18 protein-coding genes and 1 riboswitch are annotated in these 18,351 nt (G+C 37.2%); of the genes, 3 read left to right on the top strand and 15 right to left on the bottom strand.

Going from position 1 to position 18,351, the window contains the following annotated elements; all coding sequences use genetic code 11:
• Positions 1-310 precede the first annotated feature (310 nt).
• Positions 311-1,483 (top strand): MFS transporter, encoded by a 1,173-nt coding sequence (locus tag NYE61_RS19370; RefSeq protein ID WP_240033808.1) that lies wholly within the window; start codon positions 311-313, stop codon positions 1,481-1,483.
• Between the two features lie 89 nt (positions 1,484-1,572).
• The gene (locus NYE61_RS19365; RefSeq protein ID WP_303447524.1) at positions 1,573-1,815 is read left to right on the top strand and encodes a hypothetical protein; all 243 of its coding nucleotides are present in this window, start codon (positions 1,573-1,575) and stop codon (positions 1,813-1,815) included.
• A gap of 126 nt (positions 1,816-1,941) precedes the next feature.
• Here the strand turns inward: NYE61_RS19365 and NYE61_RS19360 are convergent, their stop codons facing one another.
• The 13 genes from NYE61_RS19360 to NYE61_RS19300 all read right to left on the bottom strand — a co-directional run bounded on the left by NYE61_RS19360 (position 1,942) and on the right by NYE61_RS19300 (position 15,359).
• Entirely contained in the window at positions 1,942-3,174 is a 1,233-nt protein-coding gene (locus tag NYE61_RS19360; RefSeq protein WP_303447523.1) for a M20 family metallopeptidase, read from the bottom strand.
• A 20-nt stretch (positions 3,175-3,194) separates the two neighbouring features.
• The gene (locus NYE61_RS19355) at positions 3,195-4,790 is read right to left on the bottom strand and encodes a glutathione ABC transporter substrate-binding protein (protein ID WP_303447522.1); all 1,596 of its coding nucleotides are present in this window, start codon (positions 4,788-4,790) and stop codon (positions 3,195-3,197) included.
• Positions 4,791-4,966: 176 nt separating this feature from the next.
• A complete protein-coding gene (locus NYE61_RS19350) occupies positions 4,967-5,704 on the bottom strand; it encodes an energy-coupling factor transporter transmembrane component T (protein WP_095311041.1) in 738 nt (245 codons plus the stop codon).
• Entirely contained in the window at positions 5,685-7,349 is a 1,665-nt protein-coding gene (locus NYE61_RS19345; protein ID WP_303447521.1) for an ABC transporter ATP-binding protein, read from the bottom strand. The genes NYE61_RS19350 and NYE61_RS19345 overlap by 20 nt, the downstream gene beginning before the upstream one ends.
• Complete coding sequence (locus tag NYE61_RS19340; RefSeq protein ID WP_303447520.1) at positions 7,346-7,924, bottom strand: ECF transporter S component; 579 nt, start codon at positions 7,922-7,924, stop codon at positions 7,346-7,348. Before NYE61_RS19340 ends, NYE61_RS19345 begins: the two co-directional genes overlap by 4 nt.
• On the bottom strand, positions 7,917-8,525 hold the full coding sequence (locus NYE61_RS19335) for a YkoF family thiamine/hydroxymethylpyrimidine-binding protein (protein ID WP_303447519.1): 609 nt from the start codon (positions 8,523-8,525) through the stop codon (positions 7,917-7,919). The genes NYE61_RS19340 and NYE61_RS19335 overlap by 8 nt, the downstream gene beginning before the upstream one ends.
• Before the next feature lie 96 nt (positions 8,526-8,621).
• Positions 8,622-8,728: riboswitch (TPP riboswitch) on the bottom strand.
• A gap of 115 nt (positions 8,729-8,843) precedes the next feature.
• Positions 8,844-9,383, bottom strand: a complete 540-nt coding sequence (locus NYE61_RS19330) for a sigma-70 family RNA polymerase sigma factor (protein WP_303447518.1) — start codon at positions 9,381-9,383, stop codon at positions 8,844-8,846.
• 639 nt (positions 9,384-10,022) lie between these two features.
• Positions 10,023-10,922: a formyltetrahydrofolate deformylase gene (gene purU, locus NYE61_RS19325; RefSeq protein ID WP_095313158.1), complete on the bottom strand. Its 900-nt coding sequence runs from the start codon at positions 10,920-10,922 to the stop codon at positions 10,023-10,025.
• A gap of 105 nt (positions 10,923-11,027) precedes the next feature.
• Positions 11,028-12,011 (bottom strand): Gfo/Idh/MocA family oxidoreductase, encoded by a 984-nt coding sequence (locus tag NYE61_RS19320; protein ID WP_303447517.1) that lies wholly within the window; start codon positions 12,009-12,011, stop codon positions 11,028-11,030.
• A gap of 176 nt (positions 12,012-12,187) precedes the next feature.
• Entirely contained in the window at positions 12,188-12,313 is a 126-nt protein-coding gene (locus NYE61_RS19315; protein ID WP_262366399.1) for a hypothetical protein, read from the bottom strand.
• Between the two features lie 482 nt (positions 12,314-12,795).
• The gene (locus NYE61_RS19310) at positions 12,796-13,284 is read right to left on the bottom strand and encodes a hypothetical protein (RefSeq protein ID WP_095313164.1); all 489 of its coding nucleotides are present in this window, start codon (positions 13,282-13,284) and stop codon (positions 12,796-12,798) included.
• Positions 13,284-14,075: a DUF3100 domain-containing protein gene (locus tag NYE61_RS19305; RefSeq protein ID WP_095313166.1), complete on the bottom strand. Its 792-nt coding sequence runs from the start codon at positions 14,073-14,075 to the stop codon at positions 13,284-13,286. Before NYE61_RS19305 ends, NYE61_RS19310 begins: the two co-directional genes overlap by 1 nt.
• Positions 14,076-14,099: 24 nt before the next feature.
• The gene (locus tag NYE61_RS19300; RefSeq protein WP_303447516.1) at positions 14,100-15,359 is read right to left on the bottom strand and encodes a M20/M25/M40 family metallo-hydrolase; all 1,260 of its coding nucleotides are present in this window, start codon (positions 15,357-15,359) and stop codon (positions 14,100-14,102) included.
• A 583-nt stretch (positions 15,360-15,942) separates the two neighbouring features.
• On the opposite strand from NYE61_RS19300, the gene NYE61_RS19295 reads away from it, so the two are divergent.
• The gene (locus tag NYE61_RS19295) at positions 15,943-16,485 is read left to right on the top strand and encodes a GNAT family N-acetyltransferase (protein ID WP_339316364.1); all 543 of its coding nucleotides are present in this window, start codon (positions 15,943-15,945) and stop codon (positions 16,483-16,485) included.
• A 273-nt stretch (positions 16,486-16,758) separates the two neighbouring features.
• On the opposite strand, the gene NYE61_RS19290 is transcribed toward NYE61_RS19295, so the two are convergent.
• Positions 16,759-17,541, bottom strand: a complete 783-nt coding sequence (locus tag NYE61_RS19290; RefSeq protein WP_118889853.1) for an ABC transporter ATP-binding protein — start codon at positions 17,539-17,541, stop codon at positions 16,759-16,761.
• 157 nt (positions 17,542-17,698) lie between these two features.
• On the bottom strand, positions 17,699-18,322 hold the full coding sequence (locus NYE61_RS19285; RefSeq protein ID WP_118889823.1) for a hypothetical protein: 624 nt from the start codon (positions 18,320-18,322) through the stop codon (positions 17,699-17,701).
• Positions 18,323-18,351: the final 29 nt, after the last annotated feature.

Below are 18,351 nucleotides of genomic sequence, written 5' to 3'. Positions count from 1 at the left end.
TAGCGGGTCTGGTACCTTATCTCAAAAATGCTCTTTGAAGAATGTATTAAAGAGTCTTTGTTTAATTGGTCATGTCCAGTGTTGGTAGATTTTGAGGAATCTTCTTTAATTAGTAGCGGAATGGTTGCCATGCTATCGCGTCTTAGAGAGTTTTGAGTAGATATTCTTGAGGTGAAAAATCTGATTATAATATAGCATAATTTTATTCAGCGAGGCAAAAGGTTTAAATACTATATATGAGCTAAAGGGCTGACCCTTTTTTCCGTCTATTTTTTCATTTGGAGCATACAATGTTTTCGAGGTGGAAAAATTGAGAGAAGTAACCGCAGACAAATTACACATTTTTGTCATTATGTTTTTAATCAGCCTGATCATGAGTATTCAAGCACCGATTTTCACTCCTTATGCTGCAATGATTGGAGCGTCCAGTGTATTGATTGGAATTATGCTTAGTGCCGCTCAGTTCGCTAATCTAGTAGGAAATTTAATTGCAGGTCCACTTGTTGACAGGTTTGGGAAGCGAATATTTATTACGCTTCCATTGCTTGTATCGGGTAGTTTGTTTATTTTTCATGGCTTAGTGGCTAACACTGCAGAATTATTACTACTGCGGGCATTAAATGGATTTTCATTAGCCTTTTTGATTCCAGCAGCAATGGCACTACTTTCAGGATATGCAGGAAATAGCCGACAGCAAGGGAAAAACATGGCTGTGAATGGGATTCTCGGTACAATCGCAAGTATTATTGCTCCACTGATTGGTGGAAAGCTTGGAGTTATGTTCGGATACGCCAATTCTTATTTTGTTATTGGGGCAGCACTGATTATAACGGCTGTTTATACCATGTTTTTTCTAAAAGATAGACAAGCAGTCACAGTGAATAAAAGAAATCAGTCATTGAGTCTTATTCAGGTTTTGGCAAATCCGGGTTTGCATGTTGTTTTTCTGACAGGCTTTGCTGTGATGTACATTCATGGTGTGATCATCTATGAAATTCCTTATTTATCGGTGGAAAAAGGACTATCTACCGTCACAACAGGTAAAATGTTCAGTTTTATGGGTATTGGAACATTTTTTTCCTTATCTCTGTTTTTTATTAATCGATTTGCTCCTGTGAAAAGGCTGATTTTCGGTTTATTTGGAATGTGTATGACTCTGTTTGCACTTTTAAATGAGTGGACTACAGCCTTAACGCTTTTGTTATTTTTAATGGGATTCTTTTTTGGGGTGATAATGCCGGCAATGGCCACAGCAGTAACAGATGCTGTCGCAAGGGAAGGACATGGCCGTGCTTTTGGGGTGATGTCGGCGGTCTATTCATTGGGAATGATTTTCAGTTCATTTGTAACCGGGCTTATTCGTGAAGTGATTTCTCCATATTTTATTGCGTTTTTAATAGGTATGCTAGTTTTGTCTTTTGTCGGCTATATGAAACTACGGCTACCGCGATCTGCACATACAAAAGCTACTCCTTTACGGTAAGAAGGAAGCGATGACGATACCATGATTTCTGCGACTACAATCCAGAACTGATTTCCGTCCAGGGTGTAAAGAAATCCCGTGGAAAATCATTGGATAAAAAGTTTGAACCGAAATACGGAAAAGATGCAGTTGCTCGAGCCATGCTCTATTTTTCACTAAAATATACGGATGAAATTGAAGCTTCGCATAAAAAAGAAATAGATGTATCCCTGCTTCTAAAATGGCATGAAAATTTTATTTTCCACCCGACATTTATAAAAGTCATCACAACCTTGCTATCTATGAAATTCAAGGCAGTCGCAATCCATGGATCGATTATCCAGTTAATCTGATGTGTATTTCTCAATAAAATGAAGAAGAGGCTGGGAGAAAAGCGTCTAGAAAAATCCGAACATAATTCAAAAATTTTTCTATTAGATTTTGAATTCGCTCGGATTTTTCTTTTTATACCTTTTTAATCATTCGTCGGTTCGCTCCAAATAATTACTTGCCAATTGAAATAGTGCTGCAATTCCATAAACAAAAGCCTGTTCATCCACATCGAAGCGTGAATTATGATTGGAATATGCTGTTTCAGGATTACCCCCGTTTGTCCCTAAGTTAAAGAAGACAGCTGGAATCTCATGTGAATAATAAGCGAAGTCTTCTCCACCCATGGATGGATTTTTGTATACGATAGCATCGCTTGTAAATAGCTCCGTAATTGTTTCTTCAAATAATCCACGTAAAACCTTATCAATTTTAATCGATGGCGTTACAAAACGGTAATTCACATCACATTCGCCGCCAAGCCCCTCCGTAATAGTCGTTGCAATTGAACGGACTTTTTTAGCAACCGCTTCTCTTGTTATAGGGTTCAATGTCCGGACAGTTCCACTAAGTGTTACTGAATCTGGTATGATGGTTGATTTCGTCCCACCATGGATTTGGCCAATACTAACAACTACAGAATCAAGTGGATCCGTATTTCGGCTGACGATTTGCTGAAGTGCTGTAATAACTTGCGCCGCAATTGCAACAGGATCGATTGTGCGGTGCGGATGTGCTGCATGTCCGCCATTTCCTTTTATTTCCAGTTCAAATAGATCCATTGCTGCACAGCTGAATTCCGTTTCTGTGATTCCAAATTGTCCTGTTTCTATGGTTGGATGTACATGCAGACCAGCCATCATATCCACTTTTGGATTTTCCAGTACACCATCTGCAATCATTGCAGCTGCACCTTCACCAATTTCCTCAGCTGGTTGAAAAACTAATTTTAACGTCCCTTTTTTCAAGCCTCGTTCCGCAAAAATCTTTGCAACGCCTAATAGAATCGATGTATGAGCATCATGCCCACATGTATGTGCAACATGATCTGTTAAACTTCGGTAATCAGCTGTAATTTCATCCATCATTGGAAGTGCATCCATATCCGCACGGAGTCCCACAACAGGTCCTTCTTTTTCACCTTTAAGGATGCCAACCACACCAGTCTTTCCAACACCTTCCGTTACCTGATAGCCCCAATCACGCAGTTTTGTTGCCACAATCTGAGCTGTACGGGTTTCTTCAAAGGCAAGCTCTGGATGCTTTCGCAAGTCTCTTCTTAATGCAATAACTTCTTTTATAATAGAATTAATCTGATTATATAAATCTGGATAAGACGTTTTTAAATTTTCAAAGGATGACAATGCTTCATATGTTTCCATGCTGAATGCTCCCTCCTAACTTATTCTTCAATATAAACATCTTTGAGCAGCAAGGTTTTACCTGGTGTCATCGATAAACCTTTAACTTCTTTACGTACACCTAATAAATATTCTGGGTGCACTAAGTAAACCATTGGTGTCTTTTCAGTTAAAAACTCCTGTGCTTCTGTATACAGAGAAAGGCGCTCTTCTTCTACTACCGTTTGTCTTGCTTTTTCTAGAGTTTCGTCCAATTCATCATATCGAGTAAACATCTTGTTTCCACCTGTACCCGCATTACTGGAATGAAATAATGGGAATAGACCATTATCCGCATCTGCTGTTCCGTTATTCCATGACATCACATACATTTCATGCCCGCCATCGCTTGTTTCAGCTAAATAAGCACCCCATTCAAATACCTCTATTTCCAAATCAACTCCAATTTCAGCGAGCTGTGATTGAATGTTGGTTACAATATCAATGCGTTCACGGCTATCATTTGTCCAAACTGTGGCTGATAAACCATCTTCGAATCCGGCATCTGCCAACAATTCTTTGGCACCTTCAGGATCGTAATCAGTCGTTGAAATGGAATCATCATAGCCAAAAACATTTGGTGATAACGGACTTTTTGCCGGCGTCCCAATATTGTCATAAATTCCTTCTAAGATTTGTTCCTTATCAATCCCCATTGCAATCGCACGTCGAACACGTTCATCATCGAACGGCGCTTTCTCAACATTGAATCCGAGAAACTCAATTCCTAAGCTGTCCTGCCGTACGACAGTTAATTCTTCATTCCCCTCTACCTGGGCAATATCAGAAGGACTCAACGGATTTGTAACATGCGAATCCCCTGTCTCTAACTCTGCAAGTCTCGTTAAATCTTCAGGCACAACTTTAAATGTGACGGAATCAAGTTTAGCCGCTTCTTCTCCCCAATAATCTTCATTATTAACAAGGACAACATGCTGACCTGGTGCCCATTCATCAAATTTAAAATAACCTGTTCCAATTGGATGCTGATTCACAACACTTCCTGGATCTTCTCCTGCTTCCATTGCTTCGTAGTCTTCTTTAATTTGCTCTAACGAAACGATTCCAGCACTGCCATGAGCTAAATTCGATGGCAATGGTGAGAACGGATACTCCGTTATAATTCGTACAGTGTAATCATCGACCACCTCTACTTCGGATATCATTTCAAATCTACTATAGGAAGATGAACCAACTTCCGGATCTAGCAAACGATCAATATTTGCTTTTACCACTTCTGCATTAAAAGCTGAACCATCATGGAATGTTACATTTTCACGTAATTGAAACTCCCATGTTGTCTCATCAATCGCTTCCCAGCTGACTGCAAGCCCTGGCTCCAATTCCATTTGTTCATTCTGATTAATCAGTCGCTCAAAGATATTAAATTGTATATCACGTGATGGAACATCATTCGAACCTGCTGGATCCAGTGTCACTGCATCAGATATAGTGGCAATAACAAGATCTCCTCCAGCACCTTCCTGCTCATCTCCTGATGTTCCATTTGCGTCACCTGGTTCATCCGCACAAGCAACTAGCACGCCCATCATACAAATTACGATGAAAAGTAAAAATCCTTTTTTATAATTTCTCATTTCTAACTCCCCCCCCAGTTACATGTCGACAATTTTTACACTATTTCAAAGAAATGCTAATTTAAAATATAACTGATTTCCATTTCAATCACAAGTATTTTGGTTGGAATTATATAATTAATCTAATGAATTTTAAAAAGAACCCGTAATCAATTAGACTGATTACGGGTTAAAGTTTATAAAAACCAAGCTCCCCAAAATCCGAAGAGTAGAATTCCAGGAAGAATAAGATCACGCTTTGTTACAAAAAACTGACGGTAAAAGGTTCGATTTCGATCACCTGTAAATCCTTTTGATTCCATGGCAACAGCTGTTCTTTCCGCTTTTCGAATCGCACTCGCCAGCAACGGAATTGCAAAGCGTTTATATTTTGAAAATTTATCTTTTAATGATTTGCCTTGGCTAACACCACGGACTTGATGGGCAGCATGGATTATTTTAATTTCATCCTTCATCATTGGTAAAAATCGATATCCCGCTAAAACTCCATAAGCAATTTTAGGTGGAAGTTTTAACTGCTGGATCAAGCTTAAAATAAAATCAACCATATTGGTTGTAAAAATAAACATTAAGGATAGTGCCGCAACATTTAATATTCGCAGCGAAAGAGCCAAAGCAACGAGAAATGAATCAAGTGGCAACGTTAGTCCGAGCATGTTGATAACCTTATTTGTATGCTCCGAAGTATCTGCAAACGCAATTGTTGTCCAGAGCATTCCGATTGCAAAAATAAAAAAGGGAAGAAAATAGAGAACATATTTTTTCCAATTTACCTTACCGAAAATAAAGGTTGCCGCAATTGTCCAAATCAAAAATAAAAACACGGTCATCGGCTCAAATACAAATGCCAAATGTACAACTAATATACAAACTGTTAGTGCTTTTATGCTTGGATTAAGATGATTGAGCAGCATAATCACCTTCCTTTTTTAAGCAGTTCTGAATCTGAACTTGAATTGGTAATGCAAGCTGCCAATCATGCAATTTTTCTATTGGCTGCGCCCATAGTTCCGCTGGTGCGAGATCTGCAACAAGTCTGCCTTTGTGGAGAACTAGAACCCTCGTTGCATAATCATGAATCAATTCCATATCATGTGTAACCATCGCAATTGTTGCTCCCGATTTATATCTTCCTTGTAATAGTCCCATCAACTGAGCATTGGAAGATGCATCTTGTCCGAAAGTTGGTTCATCCAGCAATAGAAATGGCTGATCATCAACAATCATTGTTGCTACACTCAAACGTCTCTTTTGTCCTTGGCTCAATGTATAGGGATGCTCATGTTGTAAGTGCAATAATCCACATGTTTCTAATACTGCCTGTACTTTCTCTTTAACTGTTGCTTCCGTTTCCATTTTTAAGCGAAGACTAAATGCAATTTCCTCATAAACCGTGTTTGCAATAAATTGATGCTCAGGATTCTGGAAAACATAGCCGATTTCTTCCCGTAACTGTGACTCCTTCCAACTTCCAATCTTTCTATCTTTTATAGAAACGCTTCCTTTTGTAGGCCGCTGAATACCTGCTAGAATTCTAGAAAAAGAAGTTTTCCCACTGCCATTTGCCCCAACAATTGCAATAAATTCACCATGGTAAAGCGTTAGCGATATATCGTGAATAATTGGTTGCTGTTCTACCTTCCATGATATATGAGAAGCTTTTACATAGGGTAAACCTGCTTCAGAGGGTATACTTGCTGTATTCACTCTTTTACTCTCGAATAATGAAAAAGGGTTTATCTCTCCTACGGTAAGTGGTAATTCCCGCTCTGTTTGCGGTCTGTTTTTCAAGAAATATTGCGTTACTTTCGGTAGCCAAATACCTTGTTCTTCCAACTCTTCTAGCCTGCACGCAATGGCATTTCTTAAATCACCATCATAAAATATCTCACCGTTTCGATTCAATAAAAGACAGCGATTTGTTAGCTCTGTCCAGCCATCCAGCTGGTGTTCAATAATAATAAGAGAGCAATTTGTTTTTTCTTGTATCGATTGGATGGTCTGAATCACATCCTTTGTTGCAATCGGGTCTAGATTAGCTGTTGGTTCATCTAAAATTAATAAAGAAGGCTCTAATGCAAGAATACATGCAAGTGCTAATCTTTGCTTTTGCCCTCCTGAAAGTGAGCTTATTGCAGACTTTTTAAACGCAAGCAACTGTACTAATTCTAGAACATGGTTAATTTTTTCTTCCATAAATTCATGCGGAATGCCGATATTCTCTAATCCAAAGGCAACTTCATCTTCAACAGTCAGCATACAAAATTGTGTCTCTGGATCCTGGAAAACAACTCCGACTTGCTGACTAATTTCGCCCGGACGATATGCTGTCACTGTTTTTCCATTAATGACAATTTCTCCATGTACTTCTCCATCTAATTCGCGAGGATATAGTCCGTTCAGACAATACGTTAATGTGCTTTTTCCGCAGCCACTAGGACCTAATAGCAATAAGCTTTCACCATGATTTAGACGAAAATTCAAATTGGACAGGGTGTCCCCCTGTGGATTCGATTCAAATTTTAAAGAGAATTGCTTTACTTCTACCATTAAACTCATGCCGCATTTTTCCTCCGATATTCTTTTCCTAAAGCAAAGCTTGATAACACACCTGTTTTAGCTAGTCCATCACTCAATGCCTTTCCTAATAATCCAGCAATCAATGCTCCGCTAATTAGTCGAATAATGAACATTGCTAGAACATAGCCTGTAGCTAAAGCAGCATAGCCACTCATGAAATAACCATAAATAAAACTGGTGACAGCTGATCCCATTCCCGCTGCCATTAATACCCAAGTCGAATAATTCTTCCATTTAGTTGCTGCAAATACAGCTTCCGCACCAATACCTTGAATCATTCCAGTAACAATGAGCATTGGCCCAACAGCATTTCCGATTAACACTTCGACCATAGCTGCTATCGTTTCAGATAAAAATGCGGCCCCAGGCTTCCGTATAATGTAGGCTGCAATAATCGAAACAATAAACCAAATACCAAAAATAAAGTCATAGCCAATTGGTCCAAAGAAACCAACTAAGACTGCTCCAACTGGCAAAAAAGCTAAATAGACGACTGCGAACACAACGGACAAGGCTGCTAATACAACTATTTCTTTAAAGCGCCAATTATTCATTTTGATTCGTTCCTGTATGGGATGGACTGTTCGCTGACATCGAAACGGTCATTACCGTATGACTTGAGCCGCCTTCAACGGTTGCTTTAAACACTTTTTCCAATCCATCAAATATTGCAATCGCTTCACCATCTAATCGTGTAGCATAATGGGCGTGACTAACATCTACGTATTGCTTCATTGCCTCAATTTGACTGTAAATTACATCCATATAATTACCGCCGCCCAATGGATACAAGGAAAATTTTGCTGCAACCCGCTGCTTTATATGTTTGACATGCTCTGCATTCAGCGGAATCTCATCTTCTGCCATATAAGCCTCCCCCATTGAATCCCCAGGACATCCTAATGAATACGTAGCTTCAAATGCAACATGTTTCCCACTTTTTGCTGCATGAGCAAATATCGCCTTTGTCACATCAAAAACATGTGTCAGCTTTCCTCTTACAGTTGTTGTTACATCATCTGTATCCATATGAACCTTCGATGTATCTGCCTCCTCTAAAGCATCTTTAATAATCTCGATAAACTGATCACTCATCGGATGAATTGAAAAACTAGCTCCTGCAATATCACTTTCCGTACAAGTTTGATGTACCATTGTAAATTCCTCCTTGTTATATATATTTCCAAACAAAAAAACTACATCCCTGGGGAATGCAGTCTACATGTATATATCGATATCAATAGAAAGATATACAGATTGACTACACTTCCCCACGCTAGTATTATCTAGTTCGGGTGCAAAGGGTCAGAACAATCCAGTTCTTCTCAGCCGCTTTCACAGCTCCCCTAGCGTAAAAATAATGATGAAGTTTTCTGTCTTCAAGATACCACAGGCTTGATTTATTGTAAAGCACTTATTATTTTTAAAATTTAGTAATTGAATACGTTACCCATTAGACTATATATCCTTTTACTAATATCTAGCCACTCCACATTTTAACTTTCTCCTAGCCTCTTTTCCCCAGCTTTTTACAGCCTCCATCGAAACACCTTCTTGTTCAGCAATTTCTTTAACAGACATGTTCTCGATAATAAAATAGGTTACCCATTTCCATTGATTTCCGGTAAGTTGTTTTTTCACATGTTCCCAAAAAATCTCATCAGTTATCGGCTTTTCAGCTATCATCATTGGATAGCAAATAACATGACTACGATAACAATTTCTATTATGGAGAAGTCTTTTCTGTTCAATATTCAAAAGTATCTGCTTTTCCTTCTCTCTATTTGTCTTACGTATTAAATCTATCAAACGGTTGCGAATTATATAGTTGAAGTATGTTGCGAATGGGCCTTTATCTGGTTGATGCTTCTCGTATGCATTCCACATCGCCACTAAACCCTCTTGAAAAAACTCCTGTTCGGTGTCTCTAATATTTAATCGATGGATATGATAGTGAATTCTTCGCTCATTTTGTTCAACAATCTCTTCAAATGTTACGTTGTTATTGGTCATTCAATCCCTCCTCGTCTAAAATACACATTGGCTTTTAGACTTTTTCGTTCGATTTACAACCCTGTTCACTTTGATGGTACAAAGATAAAACGATTAACGAATGCTAGTCCGTTATTTCTTCTTTTTCTAATCACCTTCATTATAGAACAAATGTTCCTATTAATAAAGTGTTTTCCTTTAAGTAATTAATAGAAATGTGGGAGAGTTATTATTGAAAACATGTGATTTACCTTGCGATTCTCATTGGAGCGCTCACTGACTGGATTTTTGCAGATTAACATGTCATGCCGGCTCTTTCCTTTTCGTAAAATTTCTTAACTCGATTGTTTTTGTTTCTAAGTATCCGCGCCTCGGCTGTTTCTTCTCATCATTTCATCCAAAACGACCGTGACTGCTTTCTTATCGATAGATTCTTTTTGCTCTTTCAACCAAATTAACCGACACACATGTCTGCTGGGAAGCTTTCCAGAGGAGGCTGAGACCGTATTCTCAAAATGCTTCCGCCCGCAGTATTTCGTGGGGGAGTTAGCTCATACCATGGAGCTTAGAACCAGGTTATTTTTATAATGACTAAAATATCTGCAAGTCGAAATTAAGCTATAAAAAAGAACCAGCTCATGATCAGAACTGGCCCTTTGATTAAAATACAATTGTTTTATTTTTATAGACAAGGATGCGGTCTTCGAGATGCCATTTTACTGCTCGAGCTAGTACACTTCGCTCAATCGATTGGCCAATTTTTTTCATATCATCTCCATTATCACGGTGATCGACTCTGCCAATATTCTGTTCGATAATTGGCCCCTCATCCAAATCATTCGTTACATAATGTGATGTCGCACCAATCATTTTCACTCCACGCTGATAAGCACGCTCATATGGTTTCGCCCCAATAAAAGCTGGTAAAAATGAATGATGGATATTAATAATACGGTTTTCATAATGCCCTACAAAATCTGGTGTCAGAATCTGCATATAACGTGCAAGCACAATTAAATCGACTTCATATTGTTCAAGCAATTGCTTCTGTTTTTCTTCCACCTGATGACGTATTTCCTTATTCGCTGGTATATAATAAAATGGAATGCCCAGCGATTCGACCATCTCACGAGCAGTCTCATGATTACTTATCACAAGTGCAATGTTTGCCATTAGATCGCCACTTTGCCATTCCCAAAGGAGCTCTAATAAGCAGTGCGGTTCATTCGAGACAAATATCGCCATGTTTTTAATATCACGAACATACATGATTTTCCATTCCATATTGAATTTCTCTGCAATTGGAAGAAACGTTGTCTCCAGTTTACCCATTTGCCCTTTTAAATCAGGACATTCGAACTCGATCCGAATAAAAAATTCCCCACCTTCAGGGTTCATCGTAAACTGATCAGATGCGACAATATTGGCATTGTGCTCATAAAGGAACTTTGAAACTGCCGCCACAATACCAGGTTGATCTGGACATTTAATTAAAAACCGAGCACGATTGTCATTTTGTTTTTGAAACGCTTGTATTTTACCTTCCGAATAACTGTTCATTCCTATTCCCCTCATTTTTCGAATATCATTTTACTTTAGGCAATTGATTGGAAACAGTCAAGTATTATCTATATTTTGCAATTCAACAAAGACATCCTACGCTTTTTAACGTAAATCTGCATCAAATACAATTTCTGCGTCTTTTCTCGCTGCCTCTAGCACTTCAACAACTGACTTTGTATAATCGAGCAACGCATAGCATTTTTCAAAATCCTTTGCAGCAAAAATTTGCTGCATCTCAGCTACCTCATAATAAAGGCGATTTTCATTTGTTTGTGTATTGAGCTTTATTTCGCGATTTTCCTTCTTAATCATAACCTCTTGACAACCATTCGCACCGTTTACTACGTTCAAATATCCTTTTTCGCCTTGAATCATTGCAAAATTCATACTCTGTGTATCTTTCGCACCGACGCACTCTGCGATAAAGTTCGGATAGGACAGTACCGCAACACCAGATGTATCAATTCCATTTCCATGTTTATTTGCTGTGTAGCTAACTTTTTCCGGTTTTCCAAACAGATTCATTACAAAGTGCAGATTATATACATTGATATCTACCAAAGCACCTCCGGAAAATTTCGGACTAAAAATGTTTGGTGTTTCTCCACTTAATAATACTTCATATCTGCTTGAGAACTGACTGTAGTTACATTGAATGAACTTAATTGCACCAAGACTAGCGATATGCTCTTTCACTAATTTATAATTTGGCATATGGATCGTGGAAATTGCTTCAAAAAGCATCCGTTGTTTTTGTTTTGCCAGTTCAATTAATTGTTCGGTTTCACGTATGGTCGATGTAAAAGGTTTTTCACAGATTACGTGCTTACCGTGTTGTAATGCAAGATATGCCTGTTCAAAATGCAGGCTATTTGGTGATGCAATATAAACAAAATCAATAGCAGAATCATGCATCATTTCATTTAAATCAGTATAAATAGCAGAAACATCAAATTTATCTGCCAGAGCTTGTGCTGATTCTTCTTTCCTTGAATACACAGCAACACATCTAGCTCCATCAACTTCACGAACAGCGGATAGAAATAATTCCACGATCCTTCCAGTTCCGATTGTAGCAATGTTCATATGTAACACTCCCTCAAAATTCTATAGTCCAACCTATTTTAGCATGGAATGTTCGATACTTGCAGTTTCTCTCGCTAAATGCAATTTTTATCCTAAAAGAGATTGTTCAAAAAGTTCAGCAAGATCACATATTAAAAAGACTGCTCCTGAATTTAATCAGGAACAGTCTTTTCTTTTTACAAATATTTATTTAAGCTAAAATACTCTTTTACCGCTTGAACCGTTTCTATACCCTGGTAGAAAAACACAGACAAAGCAGTTAGAGAAAAGAACCCTAATATGACAAATCGTATCCACATCATGAACATAGCCTCCTTTTAATTAAAATCATTCATTTAATTAAAAGAGGTCTGATCACATAATTAGATTGGTAAAATACTGGAGTTAGCACTATGAGTCTTCTCATGAGCTTTATACAAAAGTAAGACAGGTATGGTAAACATACAAACAGAAATAATAAAAATTCAAACTTAACAATTGAAATCTTTTGCTTTCCATCATCTGTAGGGTGAAACCCTGTTGAAGTATTGTTACTTAAGTTCTCACCTTGCTCCATAACAAAATGATTATGCAGCTGTCCATCTATGGCAAAATAGGAATACCCAAATATCGTCGTGAGATAAATGAAAAGGACGACGTATTTTTTCATAAATACACACCCTTTAGAATTGTTTATACAATTATACACTATTAATGTCTATGTTGAAAGTAAAAATTTGTGATGTACTATTTTAACATACTACGAGATTACAGTAAAGTTCACGCCATGATGGATGGAGTATATTTAATTTCCCGCTAAGTAAAGACCTAGACTAGCAATCAACGTACTTCCTAAATATGTTCCAGTAAAAACAAACATACCTACTATCGCAATTTTCCAAGATGTTTTTCTCAGATCAACAAGCCGATTTGCTACAGAAATTCCCGCAAATGTTAAAATAGGCGTGGTTATTGAAAGAAAATCAACAGCTTGAATCGCTGTAATAAAAAAGTCAAATAAAAGGCAAAGCACTAAAGAAGTAATCGAAACCCAACCTAATACAGGGAATTCCCTCATAAATTTGACTGGTGTCTTCTGCATTAGATCTGAAATACCAATTCCAATCATAGAAAAGAGCCATAACGTACTAAGACCAAGAAAAGTCATTGATGTGACTGGCATTGAATCTGGATTTTTTAAATGTTTAATTTCTTGTGTAAAGACAATCAGGCTAACACTAAGAAGCAATATCAGGCCGTACTTTATATATTTATTCGTTAACATGTTAGCCATTATTCTTCACCTCTAACCAATAGTTTGTACATAAATTTCTGTAATGGCGCAGCTAAGAATACCATTGTAAATGTTCCAAGAAAGCTTGTTAGTAATTGACTTGCAGAAGCATAGGCTAAAATCGTGCTTTCCATGTCAGGAACCTGTGCAACTAAACTTGCAGAAGATGCACTCATCATACTTCCAGATCCCACTCCTGATGCCATCGCCAGTGCTTCAACCGGAAAACCGAAACCGAGCAATACAGGTGCTAAAATACTGAAGAAAATCGTTCCGAATAATGTACCAATAATATACAAGGAAAGTACTCCTCTTCCCTCACTGGAATTAAGGGTATATTTTTCTGATATATACGCAAGCTCCCCTTCACGCCCAATTCCTAACGTTGCACCAATCGCTTCACGTCTTAATCCAAGCAGAATTGCTATTGGCAGTCCAAATACAACTGTACCAAGGTTTCCAATTTCTTGGAATAAAAATACCCATCCAACCTGAAGTATTTCTCTTATTTGCGGGGCTACATCTGCTCCGTATCGAGCCATTAATGGCAACATAATAAAAATTAAATACTTCCCGGCAAAATCAATGTTTGCTTTACTATAAACATGCCTCCAGAAACCTTTTCGAAACAGTTGCAACCCTAAAATCATCGTAATCACAATAGCAAATACTAAAGGTAATAATCCAATCGAGATACTTCCTATTGGTATACTCTGAAAACCAATCATTTCAGCTACTGTAATAATAATAAGCACAAAGATAATAAGAAATATAAAGTTTTTGTTCTTCATGTGATTGTCCTCTTCCCCAGATAGTTACTTAACAATTCCTTCAATTAATTCTATATACGATTCATAACTTCTTTTGTATAACTTAGCTTTATCAATTCGTCCGTTCATTTTTTTCAAAACATCAGCTAAAAACCTTGGAAAAATTTCATAAATGTACTCAGGATCGATATCGATAAAGTCATCACCATGAATCGTGCCAGTAAAGCCACTGTAACCAATTTGGATACATGGCATCATATAGGATAAATCACCAATGTCTCCAGCAGCACTAATAAAGTTATTATTCTTTATCGCTTCAATTTCCTCGTTTTCCTCGAATGCCTCCAGCACAAATTCTGACAGGTAACGATCTTGAACAAAAGGAAGATATCCCATTTGGGTAGTCCCTTCAACTTCTCCCTGTAAGGCACAAGCACTGCCTTTAGCAGCAGCATCTAATTTCATTGCCGCTTCTTTCATATAGTCCACCGATTTTGTACGCAAATCTGTACCTACCATAATGCGGTTTGGCACGACATTTGTAGACATGTCAGATTCCATTACAATCGGATTTATTCTGACTTGTTCTGAATCTTTTAATTGCTGACGACTTAAGCCAACAGCAACATTAAATAATGTCGACATATTGTATGCGTTTTTTGACGAAAACGGATCAAATCCAGCATGTGTTGCTTTTCCTTTGAATGTATATTTTTTATACAGAAAACCAGCTAGATCAGCATTTATTTCTGTAGACCGCTTATCAAATTCTCCACCCATTGCATGAACGCAAATGGCGAGATCAATATCATCAAATACCCCTAATCTCATTGCCTCAGGTTTACCACCATAATGTTCAATCGTTTTTTCTTTCATTAGCCCTTCGCGATAAGCTAAATCCAAGTACTCTTCTGCAGGAACAAAAACAAATGTAATTTGATAGTCTAAGTCTCTGTATGCTTCTGTCTTGAACAAATAATGATATAAGCTAAGTGCTATTGCTACCTGTGTATAGTGCCCACAGTTATGCGCTGCACCTGTCTCTTCATTTGCATGCATATGTGTAGGCGCATATACAGCATCCAATTCAGCAATAAAAGCAAGGTGCAAGTCTTTCTTTTCATTTCCTAGTGTAACTCGGAATCCTGTTGTACTAAATTCATCAATTTGGATGGTTTGATTAACTTTTTTTAAATAATCAATTATTGTTTGCTTCGTCTGATGCTCTTTATATCCTAACTCTGGATGATAATATATTTGTTCAGCAATTTTTTTGATCTCTTCATAATGTTTTTTGAAATGCACAGCCAGATCTCCTTTTGCTTAAAGTATGATAATTAATATAAAAACAGTACTGAATAATACTATCACGATTGAATTATATCGTCAATACCAAACCTTTTATTATATATTTTTAATAAATGTTCGGTTTTAGCTGTTAATGGATTATTCAACAATATCCATATTGGAAAACGTCTATTTACTGCTATCACACACTTTCTATAGCCTTTTTTCTATTTTGAAATTATACTATTCTAGAAAGAATAGATAATTTTCTTTTAAGGATAAGAAATGAGACAGTTATTGGCATCATTAGTATTAGCAATTATTATTGCTTTTCACCTCAAACAGCTTTAGCAATTGAAACTGATGAGCCCGAACTCGGGGCATTTTTAGAAGATATCAGTTGGGAAGCAAAGGATTATATTGATTACCAGGAAAGTTTTCAGTAATGATTTTTCAATAATCAAAATGGAATATTTTAATAAGAAATAGGAGTAATCTAACGTTGAAATAATGGCTTCATCTTTTTGGGTAGGTTCCGTCTCGTATAACTCTTGAATGCTAGGTAAGCCACACTAACCAATTCAGAAGGGGGAATATGAAATTGGATTCAAACATGATTAAATTTCGAAGACTTATATTAGAGGATTTACCACTTTTGTATAACTGGATTAGAAATGACCACTTTGTTAACCGTTTTTGGGCTTACAACAAAAAGGAACCTTATGAGAAGGTAGCTAAGGAATTTTCTGATTATATCAAACGGGTTGAGCCTACTGATCCGTATCTAATTCTTTATGATGATACACCTATTGGTTATATACAAACATTTAATTGGAGTGATTATCCAATATTTGAAAAGTACGTTGATCTAACTAACTCAGCCAGCTTAGACCTATTTATAGGAGAAGAGGAGTATAGAAATAAAGGACTTGGCACTAAAGTTCTGTCACTTTTCCTAAGTCAGTTTGTTTTTTCAGATGAAAGTGTAGACAGGTGTATTATTAATCCAGAGGTTAACAATCGTATAGCTATCCAAGCTTATGAAAAAGTTGGATTTCAGATTATCAAAATGGTCCCAGATATCCCAGAAGAGCCTGGACCTGTTTTTTTCATGAGCTTAGATCGTCATGAGTTCCAAGGATAAATACCATTACCGGAAAGAGTGAGCAGCCAAACGGAGTCCATTTTTAAAATACGATTAATCAAAATGGACTCTACTTCAAGGAACTAAATTTCAACTAATTTTATAAGGAAGCTGTATCTGACCGTGTTTCGCATTAATCACTGTAATAGACGTCAAAAAAGTCAAAATCGAGGCCACACTAAAAGATATATTTTTACTCGTTCATTATTTCGCTGGTACTATTCCTAATTCGAAGAAAAACAGTATATATTTCCTGGGAAATATTTATCGAAATTAATGTGCTGTTGTCATCCAGGCTCGATTTTTCTGCCATTCAACATTAACAGAGGTATTAAAGAAACGAGACAGGTTTCGATCTGTTAATACATTTACACTTTTACCTTTATCAAATATTGTGCCTTGACGAAGCAACAGTGTGTTTGAGAAAATCGGCAATATCTCTTCAATATGATGTGTTACAAAAATAATGGTTGGAGCCTCTTCTTCTAATGACAATTGATTGACTGCAGCTAATAATCCTTCTCTTGAAATAAAATCTAGTCCATTTGTTGGCTCATCTAAAATAAGCAATTCCGGTGATGCCATTAATCCCCTTGCAATTAATATTTTTTGCTTTTCTCCCTGTGAACAGGTTTGATAGGTACGACCTTGTAAATAATCGCAGCCTAATTGTTCCATGATTCGATTCGCTTTTTTATAGTCTCCCGTGGTAGGGTTATCGTACAGTCCAATTGAGGCAAAACTCCCGCTTACAACGATATCTTCTGTATAATTGCTTCCTTTTATTTTTTCCTGTAGAGATGAACTGACCCAGCCAATTGATTTCCGTAATTCTCTAATATCCGTCTTTCCAAAGACTTGATTTAATACACTGACTTGTCCAGTGGTTGGCCAAATATAGCCATTAATCATGTTTAATAGTGTCGTTTTTCCTGAACCATTTAATCCTAAAATTGCCCAATGCTCACCTTTTGAAACCTGCCAATTGATATTAGAGAGAATGTGCTCTCCCTCTCTTCTCCACGTTACATCCTGCATGTGAATTACATTTCCCAACATTGCCCACCTCTTTGTACCCTATTAATTTCCGTTTTGTATTTAATAGTAAGATTAATTCGATTATTATTATATTCTAACAGTTTATATTGAATTAAGGAATCATTAACATTTTTCGACAAAGATGCTTGAGGTTTCGATAATAGATCTAGATCTACTAGGTTGTCCAACGATCCACAATTATACCAACCAAGTACCAATCATCGTTCACTTCCTCAAAGGCAAGAATAAGATTTGCCCAATCCATTTCCTCATCGGTTCCAGGTACATAATAGCTTACAAACCTTGCTTCTGGATAAACTTCTCCCACATTCATCCTCATATTGCCACGCGGATCAATGTCATTTACTAGTATTTCGGTTGATTCCGTAAAATCACGAATATAGAGATAGTCATGATAATACGCATTAGGAGTTAACCGGATTGCATCTCCTGTCCCATCCTCTGTTCCCCATTCATATACTTCACTATCATTAGGGAATCCACGCACTTGTTCAGCCTCAAAAATAGGCTGCTCTTCTTCCTCTATAAATGCATATGGAGTAAATCGAATCCCTTTTTCCGGATGAACAAAAGTGGATAATTGTTCAAAATCTTTATTATCTAATGCGTCTACAATCAAATCTGCGTGTGCTCGTAATTGCTCTTTATCTGCAGCTGTTTCTTGAGCTTCTTTATTCGCATCTTGTGCATTACTTTCCTCAGTGGTCGTCTCAGAGCTGCTGCAAGAGATTAGAAACATAACACTACTAATACCCAAAATTATAATGAAACTTTTCATTGTTAGAACCACCTTATTAGAGATTTTAC

Source organism: Oceanobacillus sp. FSL W7-1304, assembly GCF_037969805.1.
Classification (GTDB): Bacteria; Bacillota; Bacilli; order Bacillales; family Amphibacillaceae; genus Oceanobacillus; species Oceanobacillus profundus.
The sequence above is the reverse complement of the archived record's forward strand: the minus strand, read 5'-3'. Positions and strand labels throughout refer to the sequence as shown.

Excerpts from the sequence above, each read along its gene's own strand:
- NYE61_RS19360 (WP_303447523.1), bottom strand. The coding sequence starts at position 3,174 with ATGGAAACATATGAAGCATTGTCATCCTTTGAAAATTTAAAAACGTCT.
- NYE61_RS19355 (WP_303447522.1), bottom strand. The coding sequence starts at position 4,790 with ATGAGAAATTATAAAAAAGGATTTTTACTTTTCATCGTAATTTGTATG.
- NYE61_RS19350 (WP_095311041.1), bottom strand. The coding sequence starts at position 5,704 with ATGCTGCTCAATCATCTTAATCCAAGCATAAAAGCACTAACAGTTTGT.
- NYE61_RS19345 (WP_303447521.1), bottom strand. The coding sequence starts at position 7,349 with ATGAGTTTAATGGTAGAAGTAAAGCAATTCTCTTTAAAATTTGAATCG.
- NYE61_RS19340 (WP_303447520.1), bottom strand. The coding sequence starts at position 7,924 with ATGAATAATTGGCGCTTTAAAGAAATAGTTGTATTAGCAGCCTTGTCC.
- NYE61_RS19335 (WP_303447519.1), bottom strand. The coding sequence starts at position 8,525 with ATGGTACATCAAACTTGTACGGAAAGTGATATTGCAGGAGCTAGTTTT.
- NYE61_RS19330 (WP_303447518.1), bottom strand. The coding sequence starts at position 9,383 with ATGACCAATAACAACGTAACATTTGAAGAGATTGTTGAACAAAATGAG.
- purU (WP_095313158.1), bottom strand. The coding sequence starts at position 10,922 with ATGAACAGTTATTCGGAAGGTAAAATACAAGCGTTTCAAAAACAAAAT.
- NYE61_RS19320 (WP_303447517.1), bottom strand. The coding sequence starts at position 12,011 with ATGAACATTGCTACAATCGGAACTGGAAGGATCGTGGAATTATTTCTA.
- NYE61_RS19315 (WP_262366399.1), bottom strand. The coding sequence starts at position 12,313 with ATGATGTGGATACGATTTGTCATATTAGGGTTCTTTTCTCTAACTGCT.
- NYE61_RS19310 (WP_095313164.1), bottom strand. The coding sequence starts at position 13,284 with ATGGCTAACATGTTAACGAATAAATATATAAAGTACGGCCTGATATTG.
- NYE61_RS19305 (WP_095313166.1), bottom strand. The coding sequence starts at position 14,075 with ATGAAGAACAAAAACTTTATATTTCTTATTATCTTTGTGCTTATTATT.
- NYE61_RS19285 (WP_118889823.1), bottom strand. The coding sequence starts at position 18,322 with ATGAAAAGTTTCATTATAATTTTGGGTATTAGTAGTGTTATGTTTCTA.